This is a genomic window from Guptibacillus spartinae, from assembly GCF_028610625.1.
GTDB classification, from domain to species: Bacteria; Bacillota; Bacilli; order Bacillales; family Guptibacillaceae; genus Guptibacillus; species Guptibacillus spartinae.
Genome location: NZ_JAQQWU010000003.1, coordinates 197,395 through 212,841 on the forward strand (window position 1 = coordinate 197,395; position 15,447 = coordinate 212,841).

Below are 15,447 nucleotides of genomic sequence, written 5' to 3' on the forward strand. Positions count from 1 at the left end.
CTGTCGTTTATGAGCTATTCAGTTAAATTAAATGGGATTACGAAAAAATATAAAATGCATAGGCAGAATTCCGATAAGCTGAAGGACATCCTTCTTCCTGGAGGTTATGGCGAAGATTTTTACGCGATTCGTGACTTAACCTTTGAAGCTAGGGAAGGCGACGTTGTGGGTATTATTGGTGTTAACGGATCAGGTAAATCAACGTTTTCTAATCTTGTTGCCAACATTACCCCACCTACGAGTGGAGAAATTGATGTGAAGGGCGATGTCTCTCTTATTGCGGTTTCGGCCGGATTAAACAAAGAGTTGACGGGTCGTGAAAACATCGAGTTGAAGCTTCTGATGATGGGGTATAAAAAAGATGTTATTGAAAAAATGAAGCCTGATATCATTGAATTTGCAGATATCGGCAAATTTATTGATATGCCTGTTAAGAAATATTCAAGTGGTATGAAATCTCGACTTGGATTTTCAATTTCCATTAGTGTCGATCCTGATGTATTGATTGTGGATGAGGCACTGTCGGTCGGGGACAAGACCTTTGCGGATAAGTGTTTAGTGAAAATGGAAGAGTTTAAAGAACGAGGAAAAACAATCTTCTTTGTTAGTCATTCGAATGGACAGATGAAGAAGTTTTGTAATAAGGCGATTTGGCTTGAACATGGCACGATCCGTGAGTATGGCGCAATGAAAGACATCATGCCAAAGTATGAAGCTTTTATTAAGGAATACAAATCGTGGTCGAAGGAAGAAAAGCGTCGTTTTAAAGAAGAAGGTATGAAGAAGCAGGAAGGCCTTTTAGCTGCTGATTCAGAAGATAAAGGAAAACGAAAGAAATCCAAACTGTTGTTTAGATGATTTGCTTCCTTCTATAGCAGAATCGCTCTCATCGAGAGCGATTCTTTCATTATTTGCGATGAATTCATGGGAATGAATGTGATATGATGAGAAGGAATTTTTTGGTGACATTATAAGAAGTGGGGGAGATAGAATGGCTATTTTAGTAACAGGCGGTGCTGGATATATTGGAAGTCATACGTGTGTCCAATTACTTAATCACGGTTCTGATATTGTTGTCGTGGATAACTTTTCGAATAGTAAAATGGAATCGCTTGATCGTGTGAAAGAGTTAACTAAGCGGGATTTTCCGATTTATGAAGTGGATCTGCTTGATCGATCTTCTTTAGAAATGGTATTTGAAGCAAATGAAATTGAAGCGGTCATTCATTTTGCAGGCTTAAAGGCCGTTGGTGAATCAGTTTCTATGCCACTTCATTATTACCATAATAACTTAACGGGCACGTTCGTTCTTTGCGAAGTGATGGAGAAGTACAATGTAAGGAATATTGTCTTTAGTTCATCAGCTACTGTATATGGTATGCCAGACGTGATGCCGATTACTGAGGAGGCGCCGCTAAGCGCGACGAATCCTTATGGCCAAACAAAGCTTATGATTGAACAGATTCTTCGTGACCTTTATGTGGCTGATTCAAATTGGAGTATTGCCCTTCTCCGCTATTTCAATCCAATTGGTGCTCATGTTAGCGGACGAATCGGAGAAGACCCGAATGGTATTCCGAATAATTTGATGCCGTATATTAGTCAGGTAGCCGTTGGGAAACTTGAGCAGCTTAGCGTGTTTGGTAATGACTATAACACGGCTGACGGTACAGGTGTACGTGATTACATTCATGTCGAGGATCTAGCAAATGGTCATTTAAAAGCTCTAGAGCATATTCTTGGTACGACAGGTGTTGAAGCGTATAACCTCGGGACAGGCAATGGCTATAGTGTCCTTCAAATGGTGAAAGCTTTTGAAGAAGCAACCGGGAAAGAAGTGAAGTATTCCATTGCACCGCGGCGTCCAGGTGATATTGGGGAGTGCTATGCTGATCCAACAAAGGCAGAAACAGAGCTTGGTTGGAAAGCAGAAAAAGGCATTGAAGAAATGTGTCGCGATACATGGCGCTGGCAGTCGGAGAACCCAGACGGGTATAAAGAAGGAAGTCGTCAAGGGGGTCAGGTTCGAACCTGACCCCGTTCACAAACAACTGTCCCTATAAAAAGAACATTGTAAAGCTCGCTCTTTAATAGAGCGGGCTTTTATGTATAGGTGAGGCATTCTTGTTATAATACCTATAGTGGTATTTATATAAACTACGTAATTGATTATGGAGGTTTTAAGATGGCAGGTAAACGTTTTAAACCGGGGAAGGCAGATCGATTGCTAGACCCGAAGCGAAAGGAAATCATCTCACCTGAACAAGTTATTGCTCATCTTGATGTCACGATGACTGATCATGTAGCTGATTTTGGTGCAGGGAATGGGTACTTTACGTTGCCATTAGCGGAAGTGGCTGAGCACGTCTACGCGGTTGATATTGAAAAGCAGATGTTGGATCTTCTTAAGAACCGCGCGATAGAATTAGGGAATATTGATTACATTGTTAGTAGTCTTGAACAAATTCACCTGGCGGATCATGTAGCGGACAAAGCAGTTGCGGCTTTTGTCATTCATGAAGTGCCTGATCTGAAGAAAGCTTTTGGTGAATTTAAGCGAATCATTAAACCGGGACAGCAGTTACTAGTGCTTGAATGGGAAGCCATTGAAATGGAGATGGGCCCTCCCCTCCATGAGCGCATTTCTTCTCAGAAGATGAAGGAGATTTTTGAAGAGAATGGTCTTAAGCCAGAGGTGCATCATTTTCATGAGTCGGTTTATGGTGTGACAGCAACACTGTAGGGGTCAGGTTCGAACCTGACCCCTAAGAAAGACGGTTGTTCTCGTAGTGAAAACTAAAAAGCCATCTCTCACTATAATGGAGAGATGGCTTTTTGCCTTTTGACTTTAAGGGTTACTCTGTTTCTTCTTTCATTGGCGTCGAAAAGCGAAACGATTCACCTTGGAGCATGGCATCATTGTAAAGGAAAAGCACAACATCAAAATTTTTATCTGCCATATAATCTGTTAGAATCTGATCATCGTTATAGCGGATATCATAAACAGTCGTATTGGAAAAATGTTGAGCAATGTGAAACGCGATTGGATTTGCGTAAGAGTCTTTTAAAATCAGCAGGCGACTTTCTGTTTTTACTGCTGGATTTTCAATTGTAATTTCGGCTGTGTTATTCATATAAAGGCCGCCAAAATCAATTGGATTATTATCTCTGAATATGTCTGTCCCATAGACTTGTTTAAAATTTCGCTCTTTCCCATTCCAGGTAATTGAATAGTCATCAAACAGGTTATCTTTCGGCAACATATGACAGATTTTTTCTCCTGTTGCATCAACCGTTAAATAAAGTTGATTGTTATAGCTTCCGATAAATTGTTTGTCGTTTTGGCACGTTAATTCATAGTCGCTCTCGTCCTCGTTCATTTTCGAATAGTACTGTGAATTCTTAGAGAGAAGTGCAGCCACTTTTTGATAGCCTTCAAAAGCACCAAACATGTTCCAGTGATGGTCTGTTTTAAAGTACCGCTCTTTCAATTGCTGATCCGTATATTCTTCTTTAAATTCTTTCCCAACATCGACCATCGGAATGTTTTCTTGATCAAATAATGAGAAGAAATAATCTTTCTTTTCTAAACCAGTCCCTTCTTCAATGTAAGAAGGGAGAATGTCGATCGTATTGACTTTATGAGGTAGCGAAGCAAAATAAACTTCTTTTCCTTCATCCTTCATCGTTGCTGCGAATTCATTTAAGTTATTAACAGCATCATCAATATGGCTAGAAGGCTTACTATAACTTGGTTTAGGAATAATCCAATTCGAGTCGGATACGTAATAGTCAAAAATATAGGTTTTGTTCGTCATTTGCTGATATTGAAGATACGATTTTAGCCAGATGTTTCGACCTGGAAATTGATCGAGAAAATAAGATTCGAATTCGTCCATGTATTCTCCGCTTGAAACGTTTTCAATCGAAAGATCGGGATTTTGAGCAAGTTCTCTTTTTTCAACATCAGATACTTCGATGTCTGCGGAAACGGTGAGATAGAAGAAAACGGAAAATATAAATGCAAAGAATGAAATGATGAGGATCCATTTCCTCGCTTTTTCAAGTCGCTGAATCATTACAAAGCTCCTTTATAGACATTAAAATCTAAAATAAATAAATGGGTTATAACTAGAATTAACAAGGCGAATCATAGCAAAAATGACTAATGTCATATAGATTGCAGGTTCAGAGAAAAGAGTGACAAACTGAACTCCCCTTACTTTAATCGCTATTCTATTGAAAATTTTTCCGATATTTGCAAGGAAAGGTGTACTAAAAATGACGCCAGCTAAGAATAATACCCAATTGTCATTCCACTGCAGCAGGAACATTGAATCTACAAAAGCAACCTGATTCAGGCCAAACATAGTTTGTAAGTAATCAAAGGAATAGGTAAAGTTGTCGGCACGGAAAAAGACCCAACCGATCATAACAAGGAATAAAACATAAATGTGTTGAAGCGGTGACCATTGCCGACTTAACCACTTGCCAAAACCGAGGCTTTCAATAACAATAATCGCCCCGTAATAAAACCCCCATGCCATAAATGTCCAACTTGCTCCATGCCAAAATCCAGTAATTGTCCAAACAATTAAAAGGTTGCGAACCTGAATAAGCTTTCCATGACGATTACCTCCTAATGGAATGTAGACGTAATCTTTAAACCATGTTCCAAGAGAGATATGCCATCTTCTCCAGAATTCTGAAATGCTCTTTGATATGTAGGGGTATCGAAAGTTTTCAAGAAAATCAAAGCCAAACATTTTCCCGAGACCAATCGCCATGTCACTGTAACCAGAGAAATCGAAATAGATTTGTAGGGTGTAGGCAATCACACCAATCCAGGCCATCATCACACTCATTTCTCCAGCTGGAGTATTGAATGCTTGGTCTGCTACAATGGCAAAACTATTTGCCAATAGCACTTTTTTAGAAAGGCCAATAATAAAGCGCTTAATCCCCTCATGTACCTTATCAGCTGTAATGGTACGTGAGTGAATTTGTTGATCAACGGTGTTGTATCGAACAATTGGCCCCGCAACAAGTTGAGGGAAAAGAGCAATATACAATGCAAGCGAAAAAATGTTTTTCTGAACGGGCGCGTCTTTTCGGTAAATGTCAATGACATAGCTCATCGCCTGGAATGTGAAAAATGAGATTCCAATTGGAAGCGGGAGTTCTCCGAGTTCAAAACTTGTTCCTAAGAAGGTGTTGACGTTAGATAAAAAGAACCCCCCGTATTTGAAGTAACCGAGTATCGCAATGTTACCGAGTATCGATAAAGTTAGTAGAAATTTTTTCAGTCGCAACTGATTTTGAAAGTAATCAATTCCTCTACCAAAACCATAGTTCATTACGATTGAGAAAAGCATAAGAAAGACATATTGTGGCTCGCCCCATGCATAGAAAACAAGACTTGCAATGAGCAGTACGATATTGCGAAAGCTTTTCCTTGCAAAAAAGTAAGAAAATAAGACGATTGGGAGAAATGCGAATAAGAAAACAAGATTACTAAATACCATATAGATCCTCCAACTTTAATAATAATTCTCTTAATAACTATAGCATTTATATCTTAGGTAAATAGTTTGATTTGAAAAATTTACAAAAAATTAAAATGATTTGAAAAGAATTGCAGTTAAAATAAAAGATTGAACTCTTTTCTAATTTTTTTATGCAAAAATAGGTGAGCCTACGTAGAAGGGGGAGAAGATCAATAGAAGGAAATTAGAGGGAATCTTAAAGTAAAATTATCAGTAAATATTTACTTGACTATTAGGCCTTTGTACCTTAATCTAAAAATATGAATACGCTTTCATTTTCTTTTTCGGTATTGTTTAGTAAACAAACAGGAGGGGTTAAGGTGAGGAAGGTAATGGGTCGAGTAAGTATTTTATTGATTCTTATGTTAGTTCTCGGTGCTTGTTCTAGTAATAGTAGCTCGAGTGAAGGGTCAGGCGATGGAGAGAGCGGCGGAAAGAAGGTTACAGCATGGGCGTGGAACATTAACGTTCCAGTTCTTAAAGAAGCAGCCGAGAAGTTTAAAGAAGAAAACCCGGATTTTGAACTAGAAGTTGTGGAACTTGGTCGTGAAGACGTTTATTCAAAATTAACGACTGGTCTCCAAGCTGGAGGAAAAGGATTGCCGGATATCGTTCTTGTTGAGGATGATCGAATCCAGGGGTATATGGAAACATTCCCTGATGCATTTGTAAACGTGTCGGATAAGGGATTTGATGATAGCAAAGAGAGCTTTCCTACTTATAAAACCGATCTTCTGTCAAAAGACGGAGCGATGTATGGCTTCCCATTTGATGGTGGACCGACAGGCGTTTTTTACCGCACTGATTATTTTGAAGAAGCTGGTGTGAATCCCGACGACATCAAGACATGGGATGACTTTATTGACGCGGGTAAAAAAATCAAAGAAGCGACAGGAAAAGCAATGCTTGGACTTGATTTGAACGGTGATGACGGTCTTTATCGGATGATGATGACGCAGCAAGGGACATTCTATTTTGATGATGAAAAGAACGTGAACTTCACTTCTGAAGAATCAAAAATGGCAGCAGAGAAAGTGAAAATGATGAAAGAAGCAGGCCTAGTGAAAGATACAGTGGGCTGGGATGCCTGGATTAGTGCCATGGCGCAAGGCGATGTGGCAACAGCTCCGTCTGGTGCATGGTTAAGTGGGTCAATTACACAACAGGCGAAAGATACAGAAGGTAACTGGGGTGTGTTTAAGCTTCCGGCATTTGAAGAAGACGGTAACCGTGCAGCCAACCTTGGTGGTAGTAACTACGTGATTACAAGTGCGAGTAAAAACCAGGATATGGCTTATGATTTCATGGAATTCTTTACAACAAGTGAAGACGTTCAGTTAACCGCTATGGACAATGGCTTGTTCCCAACGTTGAACACGATTTATGAAAGTGAAGCTTTCACGAAAGATGTGGAATTCTTTAACAACCAGCCGATCTGGGAGCTATTTGCGAGTGAAATGAATGATATTCCATCTGTGAACTATACAGGGAACTATGCGCTTGCAAGCGATGAGTCCATTAAAGCGCAATCTGAAGTGATGAATGATAAGAAATCGATTGAAGAGGCGTATAAAGCAGCGGCTGATCGATTGAAGAATCGCATTCAATAATGGTTGGGGTCAGGTTCGAACCTGACCCCTCATAAAGACAAAAACGAGAAAGTGTCCGTCACCGATGGACACTTTCTTCTTCGTTACGACCACCATTAATTGGCAAGTAAATAAACTAGTAAAATTTTAGTAAACATTTACTTGACTCTGTTTACCTATTCGACTATTCTAATAAGTGTAGACGCTTTCATTATGAATTTTGAAAGTTTTCAGTAATTAATTGGAGGGGTAGTCGATGAAGAAGGTAACGGGTCTAGTTAGTATAAGTATGATCCTTGTGTTAAGTCTGTTTCTTGCGGCGTGTGGGAATGGCGGAAGTGATAGTGAAGGATCAGGTGATAGCAACAAAGTAACAGCTTGGGCTTGGAATATTAACGTACCGGTGCTTGAAAAAGCGGCCGAGAAATTTAAAGAAGAAAACCCAGACTTTGAACTTGAAGTTGTTGAAATGGGTACGGATGATGTTTACTCGAAACTAACAACGGGTCTTCAAGCAGGAGGTAAAGGTTTACCCGATATCGTTCTTGTAGAAGATGATCGCGTTCAAGGGTATATGAGTGCTTTTCCGGACGCTTTTGTAAACGTTTCCGATAAAGGCTTTGATGAAATGAAAGATAGCTTCCCATCTTATAAGACAGAGCTTGTTTCAAAAGATGGCGCCATGTACGGCTTTCCGTTTGATGGTGGACCAACTGGCGTTTTCTATCGTACCGATATTTTTGAAGAAGCTGGCGTAAATGCTGAAGATATCAAAACATGGGATGACTACATCCAAGCTGGTAAAACCATTAAGGAAAAAACAGATAAAGCGATGATCGGTTTGGATCTTAATGGCGATGATGGTCTTTACCGCATGATGTTGAATCAGCAGGGAACATTCTACTTTGATGATGAGAAGAACGTAGCGCTTACTTCTGAAGAATCAAAGAAGGCAATGGAAGTCCAACAGACGCTTAACGAAGAAGGTCTTGTCAAAGAAACTGTCGGTTGGGACGCGTGGATCAGTGCAATGACTAGCGGTGATGTGGCAACAGCTCCATCTGGTGCATGGTTATACGGTTCCATTACACAACAAGGCAAAGATACTTCAGGTAAATGGGGATTAATTGAGCTTCCGGCATTTGAAGAGGGTGGAAATCGCGCATCGAACCTAGGTGGAAGTAACTACATGATTCCTAGTGCGAGTAACAATGCTGATCTAGCATATGACTTTATGGAATTCTTCTCAACAAATAAAGATGTTCAATTATCAGCAATGGAAGGCGGCTTGTTCCCATCATTGAACACGATTTACGATAACGAAGCTTTCACAAAAGAAGTTGAATTCTTTAGCAATCAGCCGATCTGGAGTCTACTTGCTGATGAAATGGATAGCATTCCTTCTGTTAACTACACAGGAGACTACGCAGTAGCGAAAGATGAAGCTGTAAAAGCACAGTCTGAAATCGCAAATGGCAAAGCCATTGAAGAAGCGTTAAAAGCTTCAGAAGATCGTCTGAAAAACCGTATTCAATAAGCTACAGAAATCATCAGGGGTTGATTCATATCAACCCCTGTCATGCTAAGGTGGGATATTCATGAATCGAGCGAAACGTTTTCCGTATTTATTCGCAGCTCCGGCCATTCTGCTTTTCCTAGCATTTACCGTCTATCCGATTATCGCGTCGTTCGTTCTCAGTTTTCAGGAACGAGTGGGTGGAGAATACGTTTTTGCAGGATTGAAGAACTATACGCGCCTCTGGAACGATGATATTTTCTGGACGGCAATGCAAAACACATTCATTATCTTTGTTGTTCAAGTCCCAGTTATGATCATTCTTGCAATGGTACTAGCCAATGTGTTGAACAACCAGCTGTTAAAGCTAAAAGGATTTTTCCGCGTTTCTTTCTTCCTACCGGCTGTCACGTCACTTGTCGCATACTCAATCTTATTTTCAATCATGCTGCAAGAAGAGGGAATTATTAACACGGCATTAAGCTACATTGGAATCACTGCGATTCCATGGCTATCTGATCCATTTTGGGCGAAAGCTTCAATCATTATTGCCATGACGTGGAGATGGACGGGATATAACATGGTTATTTTCCTTGCTGCGCTTCAAAACATTCCAGAAGATTTATACGAAGCCGCTTCTCTAGATGGCGCGAATAAGTTTAAGCAATTTTTCTACATTACCGTTCCACAACTAAAACCCGTTATTCTTTTTGCAGGTATTCTATCCACAATCGGAACGCTTCAACTTTTCGATGAACCGTTCAACTTAACTGGTGGTGGACCAGCTGATTCAACGATGACCCTTGGACTTTATATTTATCAAAGTGGATTCGAATACTTTGACTTTGGCTATGCTTCCGCCATTGCCTACGCGGTAGTTGTCATGGTAGGTATTCTCTCCATTATCCAATTCAAGATAGCAGGTGATGAATAATGGCTAAGAACCTAGAGGTAATTGAACAGTCGACAAATAAACTCACCCTTGCTGAAAGGCAACAAAAGAAACCGAAGAAAAAGAAGAATAAGCTAAAAGCTGTTTGGATGTATACGCTTCTCGGTATTTTCCTTGTTGTTTCGATCTTCCCGTTCTATTGGATGTTTATCGGGGCAACGAACGATTCTAGTAAAATGTTCACGAACCCGCCAACGCTTTTACCTGGCGATCAGTTTATGACGAACTTAACCAATCTAAATGAGTCAATTGGTATTTTCAGAGTTCTGTTTAACTCACTCTTCGTCTCAGGACTTTATGTAGTGATTGCTCTTGCCGTTTGTGCGAGCGCAGCATACGTTTTAGCAAAATACAATTTTAAAGGGAAGAAATTCATCTTTACCGCTTTCTTGTTGTCCATGATGATTCCTTACCAGGCAACTTTGATTCCGTTGTTCCAAATGATGTCTGACTTTAATCTATTAAACACGTACTTCGCGGTTATTGCACCGCAACTTTGTTTCCCGTTTGCGATTTTCTTGTTAAGACAGAACTTCCTGGCGTTCCCAACAGAATTGATGGAGTCAGCGCGTCTTGACGGTGCGAGTGAAACACGTATCTTTATCTCAATCGTGATTCCGTCGATGCGACCAGCTCTAGCAGCTGCATCGATCTTCCTATTTATGACGCAGTGGAACAACTTCATGTGGCCGCTCGTTGTGTTGAACACGAACGACATGTACACATTCCCTGTTGCCCTATCTAGCTTAATGGGACTCTCTTATATCGACTACGGTCAAGTGATGATGGGCGTTACGTTAGCGACTGTTCCGATCATTGCATTCTTCTTAACTCTGCAAAAACAATTTATTTCAGGTATGCTCGGAAGCGCCTTGAAATAGGAGGAGGCTGTTATGCTAGAAGCGAGAAAGAACCAATTTTACCTAAACGACGAACCGTTTCAAATCCTGTCAGGAGGTCTCCATTATTTCAGGGTTGTCCCTGAGTATTGGAGAGATCGCCTTCAAAAGCTGAAGGCCCTCGGGTTGAATACAGTAGAAACGTATATTCCATGGAACTTTCATGAACCGAAGAAAGGTCAGTTTCATTTTGAAGGAATGGCTGACGTGGAGCGGTTCATAGCTGAAGCACAAGAAATCGGACTTTACGTCATTCTAAGGCCGTCTCCTTATATTTGCGCAGAGTGGGAAATGGGGGGTCTCCCTTCATGGTTACTAAAACAGGATGATATGGCACTTCGCTGTAGTCATCCTGCTTTTCTAAACCACGTAGAAGATTATTTCAATGAACTTCTTCCGCGACTGAAGCCATTTTTACAAAAAAATGGTGGACCGGTCATCGCGTTTCAAATTGAAAATGAGTATGGCGCTTATGGGAATGATCAGAACTACCTTTCTTTCCATAAAGAACAATATGAGAAGCACGGCATTGATACGTTTTACTTCACTTCAGACGGCCCGGATTTCATTAAGCAAGGTTCAATGGAAAATGTGGTAACGACCCTGAATTTTGGCTCAAGACCAGAAGAAGCGTTTGCGGCTCTTGAAGCGATGAAACCTGATTCACCGAAAATGGTGGCAGAATTCTGGATTGGCTGGTTTGATCATTGGAGCGGTGAACATCATACGCGTGATGCGAAGGAAGCAGCAGAGGTTTTCCAGAAGTTAATGGACATGGGGGCATCGGTTAATTTCTATATGTTCCATGGTGGAACGAACTTTGGTTTCTATAACGGGGCGAATCATTATGAGCAATATGCCCCAACGATTACGAGCTATGACTATGATTCCCTTTTAACAGAGTGGGGAGATGTCACAGACAAATATTTCGCCATGGCGGATGTGTTGAAAAGCGTAACGGAGGTTTCAACTGAAAAAGCTTCTAAAGTAGAGATAAAGAGCTATGGCAAAGTTCAGCTAACAGAGAGTGTCAGCCTATTCGACGTCCTTCAGGATGTAGGAACAAAAGTCGAGTATGTGACACCACTTAGCATGGAAAAGCTTGACCAGAACTTCGGGTATACGCTTTACCGTACGACGATTCATGAGACGGGGACGTTAGAGCTTGATACAACGGCCATTCGTGACAGAGCTTTTATTTATGTAAACGGTAAGCATGAAGCAACAGTTTCTGTAAACGATGAGACAAAATCGGTCATGATTCCTTTCCGAGACGAGGCAAATACATTTGAAATTTTTGTTGAAAACCTGGGCCGAGTGAATTATGGCAAGCATCTTTCTGATCAAAAAGGAATTGTGCAGAACCTCTGGTTAAACAATCAATATTGGTTTGACTGGGAGATGACTAAGATTGAAGGAGATCGCCTTCCAAAGACGTATACAGCAGGGGAGCGTTATCCTAAGTATTTCAAAGGCACATTCACGATCGATCAATGCTATGATACCTTTGTGGATTTGGAAGGATTTACAAAAGGGAATGTGTATATTAACGGATTTAACCTTGGTCGCTACTGGCAGACGATGGGACCACAGCAGCGTCTCTACTTACCAGGACCACTCTTACATGAAGGTAAAAATGAAATCGTTGTTCTCGAATTAGAGGGACACACGGCAAGTAGCGTTACATTAATGAACGAACCTAAACTCGGATAAAGGATCGATGGCCATGAGCATTCTCGTTAATCAACAGCAGTTTCATCTAACAAATGGAAAAATCAGCTACATCTTTCATGTATTAAAAAATGGGCATTTAGGTCATTTGTATTTCGGAAAAGCGCTTCGTGCGCGCGATTATCGTCATTTTCAGAGAACAAACAACCCAACACCGGCTAGCTGTCATACGTATGAGGACGATGCAGCTTTTTCGCTTGAAACGCTTCAACAGGAGTATCCTGGCTATGGAAAAGGCGATTTTAGAGAACCTGCCTTAATGGTATCGGGCCAGAAGCCGATTGCGAACTTTGTATACAAATCACATGAAGTGGTGAAGGGAAAGCCTCGTTTAAAAGGTTTGCCAGCAACGTATGCGAATACAGGCGAAGCAGAGACGCTCCTCATTGTGTTAGAAGATTCTTATCAGGAAGTAGAGCTCGAGCTTAGCTATACGATTTTTGAAAATGAAGCGGCAATCGCTCGCAACGCTCGTCTGATAAATAAAACGGATGTTGAAATTTCCATTGATCGAATGATGTCGCTGTCGGTTGATTTGCCTCAAGCTGATATGGAAATGGTGCACCTCTCAGGTACATGGGCACGTGAACGTCATGTGAAGACGAGAAAGTTAGAGCAGGGAATTCAGTCGATTTCGAGCATACGAGGAGCAAGTTCTCATCACCATAACCCGTTTCTTGCTTTAAAAGCGCAAGATGCGACTGAGCATACGGGAGAAGTGCTTGGTTTTCAGTTCGTATACAGTGGGAATTTTCTTGCGCAAGCAGAAGTCGATCACTACGGTGTCACGCGCGTACAACTCGGGATTCATCCATTGGGTTTTCAGTGGAAACTTAGTCCGGGCGAAACATTCCAAACCCCAGAAGCGATCATGGTTTATTCAGATCAAGGGATGAATGGGATGAGCCAGACGTTCCATTGCCTGTATCGCCATCAGCTGATTCGCGAGCAGTGGAAAACCAAAGATCGTCCTGTCCTGATTAATAACTGGGAAGCGACTTATTTTGATTTTAATGAAGAGAAGTTGGTTCACTTTGCAAAGGATGCGAAAGAACTTGGGGTGGAACTATTCGTTCTAGATGATGGGTGGTTTGGTAAACGGAATAATGACCGGTCTTCGCTCGGGGACTGGACAGTGGATTTAGAAAAGCTTCCGGATGGCATCGCGTCGCTTGCTGAAAAAGTGAAGAGCACCGGACTTCAATTTGGATTGTGGTTTGAGCCAGAAATGATTAGTCCTGATAGCAATTTATTCAGAGAGCACCCGGAATGGGCAGTAGGTATTCCTGGTGAACACGTTACGTTAGGACGCAATCAGCGAGTGCTTGATTATACTCGAGCGGAAGTGGTTGACTATATTTTTGATCGAATGAAGGCGATCATTGAGGCGACAAACCTGGATTATATCAAGTGGGATATGAATCGAAACATTACGGAGGCCTACTCTGCAGGTTTAGAGCACCAGGGTGAATTTTTCCATCGCTACATTCTAGGGGTCTATGATCTTTATGAGCGCTTAACATCAGAGTTTCCAAATGTATTGTTTGAATCGTGCGCTGGCGGCGGTGGTCGTTTTGATCCGGCTCTTCTCTACTATGCACCACAAGCGTGGGCAAGTGATGATACAGATGCAGTTGAGCGGTTGAAAATCCAGTACGGTACCTCTATGGCATATCCGATTTATAGTATGGGTTCTCATGTCTCAGCCGTTCCGAATCATCAAACGCTTCGAGAAACACCTCTTTCCATGAGAGCAGATGTGGCATACTTTGGGACGTTTGGGTATGAGCTAGATCCTTCTAGCCTTTCAGCTGACGAAAAAGAAATTGTGAAAGAGCAAATTAAACGATATCAGTCGTTTCGTCATCTTGTTCGTGATGGGGAATTTATCCGACTGCAGAGTCCGTTTGAAAGCAATGAAACGGCTTGGATGATCGTGTCAGCCGATCAAAAAGAAGCACTTGTCGGCTGGTATAAAGCATCCAGCACGCCAAACCCACGTACGAATCAATTTTTGAAGGTGAGAGGGTTAGCAACAGATCGGGTTTACGATGTTGATGGAGAGGTTTATTTCGGAGATGAACTGATGTTGCACGGTCTGCCGCTTCCAATTGAATTTAACGGGGCGAACGGCGAGCAAGCGGAGCGTGGTGGTGACTTTCAATCGAAAGTGTTTTACTTAAAAGCAGAATAAAAAAAGGATGATGGCCATGGCAACGATTAAGGACATCGCACAAAAAGTGAAATGTTCCACTTCAACCGTTTCACGCGTCCTCAATTACGATGAAACGTTATCAGTATCAGATGATACGAAAAAACGAATTTTTGAAGTGGCAGAAGAACTTTCATACAGTAAGAAGCGCGGAAAGAAGTCGCTTACACCGAAAATCGCAATCATTCACTGGTATACAGAAAAGGAAGAATTGAACGACCTGTATTATATGTCGATTCGACTCGGAGTTGAGCAGCGCTGTCAGGAAGAGCGACTTGAACTCGTGAAAATTTTTAAAGATAACTATGATGAATTAGAAAAAGAAAACATACAGGGTATGATCGCGGTTGGTAAGTTTAGTAGTGATGAAATTGCTTCATTAAATAAAGTAACGCCAAATATCGTTTTTGTAGACTATGATCCAGATAACGAACGCTACGATGCGGTGGTCGTTGATTTTGAGAAGGCGACAAAAAAAGTACTCGATTATTTTACAAGTAGAGGTCATGAGCGAATTGGCTATATTGGCGGAAGAGAAACGTTTCGTGACGCTAGCGCTGAAATTGTGGATGAACGTGAGCTTACGTTCAAACGCTATATGACAGAGTGCGACAAAAATCATGAAGCTTACGTCTATACGGGATCATTTACGGTTGATGACGGCTATTCCCTTATGAAGCGTGCCATTGACGAGCTTGGTGACGAGCTCCCAACCGCCTTCTTTGTTGGGAATGACACGATGGCGATTGGTTGCCTTCGAGCCCTGCATGAAAATGGGGTAGCTGTCCCAGAGCGCGTTAGTTTAATTGGCGTAAACGACATTAGCGTTTCAAAATACGTTTATCCCGCTTTAAGTACGGTTAAAGTGTACACCGAATTAATGGGTGAAACCGCAGTTGGACTCTTAATGGAGCGTCTCCTGAGAAGAAAAGTAGCTAAAAAAGTAACAATGTCGACGAAATTAAAGCTGCGGAAAAGCAGCAAATAAACGAGGCCGGGTGA

At 41.4% G+C, this 15,447-nt stretch carries 11 protein-coding genes and 1 pseudogene; 10 read left to right on the plus strand and 2 right to left on the minus strand.

Annotation, left to right across the window (positions count from 1 at the left end):
- Nucleotides 1-9: 9 nt before the first annotated feature.
- The 3 genes and pseudogenes from tagH to PQ511_RS07680 form a co-directional block, all read left to right on the plus strand.
- Nucleotides 10-795: pseudogene (tagH, locus tag PQ511_RS07670) on the plus strand (teichoic acids export ABC transporter ATP-binding subunit TagH); the annotation flags it as partial.
- Nucleotides 796-991: 196 nt separating this feature from the next.
- A complete protein-coding gene (gene galE / locus PQ511_RS07675; protein ID WP_273851315.1) occupies nucleotides 992-2,035 on the plus strand; it encodes a UDP-glucose 4-epimerase GalE in 1,044 nt (347 codons plus the stop codon).
- 150 nt (nucleotides 2,036-2,185) lie between these two features.
- Nucleotides 2,186-2,743 (plus strand): class I SAM-dependent methyltransferase, encoded by a 558-nt coding sequence (locus tag PQ511_RS07680; RefSeq protein ID WP_273851316.1) that lies wholly within the window; start codon nucleotides 2,186-2,188, stop codon nucleotides 2,741-2,743.
- Nucleotides 2,744-2,855: 112 nt separating this feature from the next.
- Here PQ511_RS07680 and PQ511_RS07685 read toward each other — a convergent pair whose 3' ends face one another.
- Together PQ511_RS07685 and PQ511_RS07690 are read right to left on the minus strand one after the other, a co-directional pair.
- The gene (locus tag PQ511_RS07685) at nucleotides 2,856-4,079 is read right to left on the minus strand and encodes a DHHW family protein (RefSeq protein ID WP_273851317.1); all 1,224 of its coding nucleotides are present in this window, start codon (nucleotides 4,077-4,079) and stop codon (nucleotides 2,856-2,858) included.
- A gap of 21 nt (nucleotides 4,080-4,100) precedes the next feature.
- Nucleotides 4,101-5,525 carry an MBOAT family O-acyltransferase gene (locus PQ511_RS07690; RefSeq protein WP_273851318.1) on the minus strand — a complete coding sequence of 475 codons (1,425 nt, stop codon included), beginning with the start codon at nucleotides 5,523-5,525 and terminating at the stop codon, nucleotides 4,101-4,103.
- A gap of 341 nt (nucleotides 5,526-5,866) precedes the next feature.
- Between PQ511_RS07690 and PQ511_RS07695 the strand changes: the two genes are divergently transcribed.
- From PQ511_RS07695 to PQ511_RS07725, 7 genes are all read left to right on the plus strand, one after another.
- Nucleotides 5,867-7,156, plus strand: coding sequence for an ABC transporter substrate-binding protein (locus PQ511_RS07695; RefSeq protein ID WP_273851319.1), 1,290 nt, complete (start codon nucleotides 5,867-5,869; stop codon nucleotides 7,154-7,156).
- 235 nt (nucleotides 7,157-7,391) lie between these two features.
- A complete protein-coding gene (locus PQ511_RS07700; protein WP_273851320.1) occupies nucleotides 7,392-8,672 on the plus strand; it encodes an ABC transporter substrate-binding protein in 1,281 nt (426 codons plus the stop codon).
- 61 nt (nucleotides 8,673-8,733) lie between these two features.
- Complete coding sequence (locus tag PQ511_RS07705) at nucleotides 8,734-9,585, plus strand: carbohydrate ABC transporter permease (protein ID WP_098445132.1); 852 nt, start codon at nucleotides 8,734-8,736, stop codon at nucleotides 9,583-9,585.
- Between the two features lie 107 nt (nucleotides 9,586-9,692).
- Complete coding sequence (locus tag PQ511_RS07710; protein ID WP_273851553.1) at nucleotides 9,693-10,484, plus strand: carbohydrate ABC transporter permease; 792 nt, start codon at nucleotides 9,693-9,695, stop codon at nucleotides 10,482-10,484.
- Between the two features lie 12 nt (nucleotides 10,485-10,496).
- Nucleotides 10,497-12,215, plus strand: a complete 1,719-nt coding sequence (locus PQ511_RS07715; RefSeq protein WP_273851321.1) for a glycoside hydrolase family 35 protein — start codon at nucleotides 10,497-10,499, stop codon at nucleotides 12,213-12,215.
- A gap of 13 nt (nucleotides 12,216-12,228) precedes the next feature.
- Complete coding sequence (locus PQ511_RS07720; protein WP_273851322.1) at nucleotides 12,229-14,427, plus strand: alpha-galactosidase; 2,199 nt, start codon at nucleotides 12,229-12,231, stop codon at nucleotides 14,425-14,427.
- A gap of 16 nt (nucleotides 14,428-14,443) precedes the next feature.
- A complete protein-coding gene (locus tag PQ511_RS07725) occupies nucleotides 14,444-15,433 on the plus strand; it encodes a LacI family DNA-binding transcriptional regulator (RefSeq protein WP_273851323.1) in 990 nt (329 codons plus the stop codon).
- Nucleotides 15,434-15,447: the final 14 nt, after the last annotated feature.

What these genes read in the sequence shown, in the direction of transcription:
- galE (WP_273851315.1), top strand. Translation starts at nt 992, where the DNA reads ATGGCTATTTTAGTAACAGGCGGTGCTGGATATATTGGAAGTCATACG.
- PQ511_RS07680 (WP_273851316.1), top strand. Translation starts at nt 2,186, where the DNA reads ATGGCAGGTAAACGTTTTAAACCGGGGAAGGCAGATCGATTGCTAGAC.
- PQ511_RS07685 (WP_273851317.1), bottom strand. Translation starts at nt 4,079, where the DNA reads ATGATTCAGCGACTTGAAAAAGCGAGGAAATGGATCCTCATCATTTCA.
- PQ511_RS07690 (WP_273851318.1), bottom strand. Translation starts at nt 5,525, where the DNA reads ATGGTATTTAGTAATCTTGTTTTCTTATTCGCATTTCTCCCAATCGTC.
- PQ511_RS07700 (WP_273851320.1), top strand. Translation starts at nt 7,392, where the DNA reads ATGAAGAAGGTAACGGGTCTAGTTAGTATAAGTATGATCCTTGTGTTA.
- PQ511_RS07705 (WP_098445132.1), top strand. Translation starts at nt 8,734, where the DNA reads ATGAATCGAGCGAAACGTTTTCCGTATTTATTCGCAGCTCCGGCCATT.
- PQ511_RS07710 (WP_273851553.1), top strand. Translation starts at nt 9,693, where the DNA reads ATGTATACGCTTCTCGGTATTTTCCTTGTTGTTTCGATCTTCCCGTTC.
- PQ511_RS07715 (WP_273851321.1), top strand. Translation starts at nt 10,497, where the DNA reads ATGCTAGAAGCGAGAAAGAACCAATTTTACCTAAACGACGAACCGTTT.
- PQ511_RS07720 (WP_273851322.1), top strand. Translation starts at nt 12,229, where the DNA reads ATGAGCATTCTCGTTAATCAACAGCAGTTTCATCTAACAAATGGAAAA.
- PQ511_RS07725 (WP_273851323.1), top strand. Translation starts at nt 14,444, where the DNA reads ATGGCAACGATTAAGGACATCGCACAAAAAGTGAAATGTTCCACTTCA.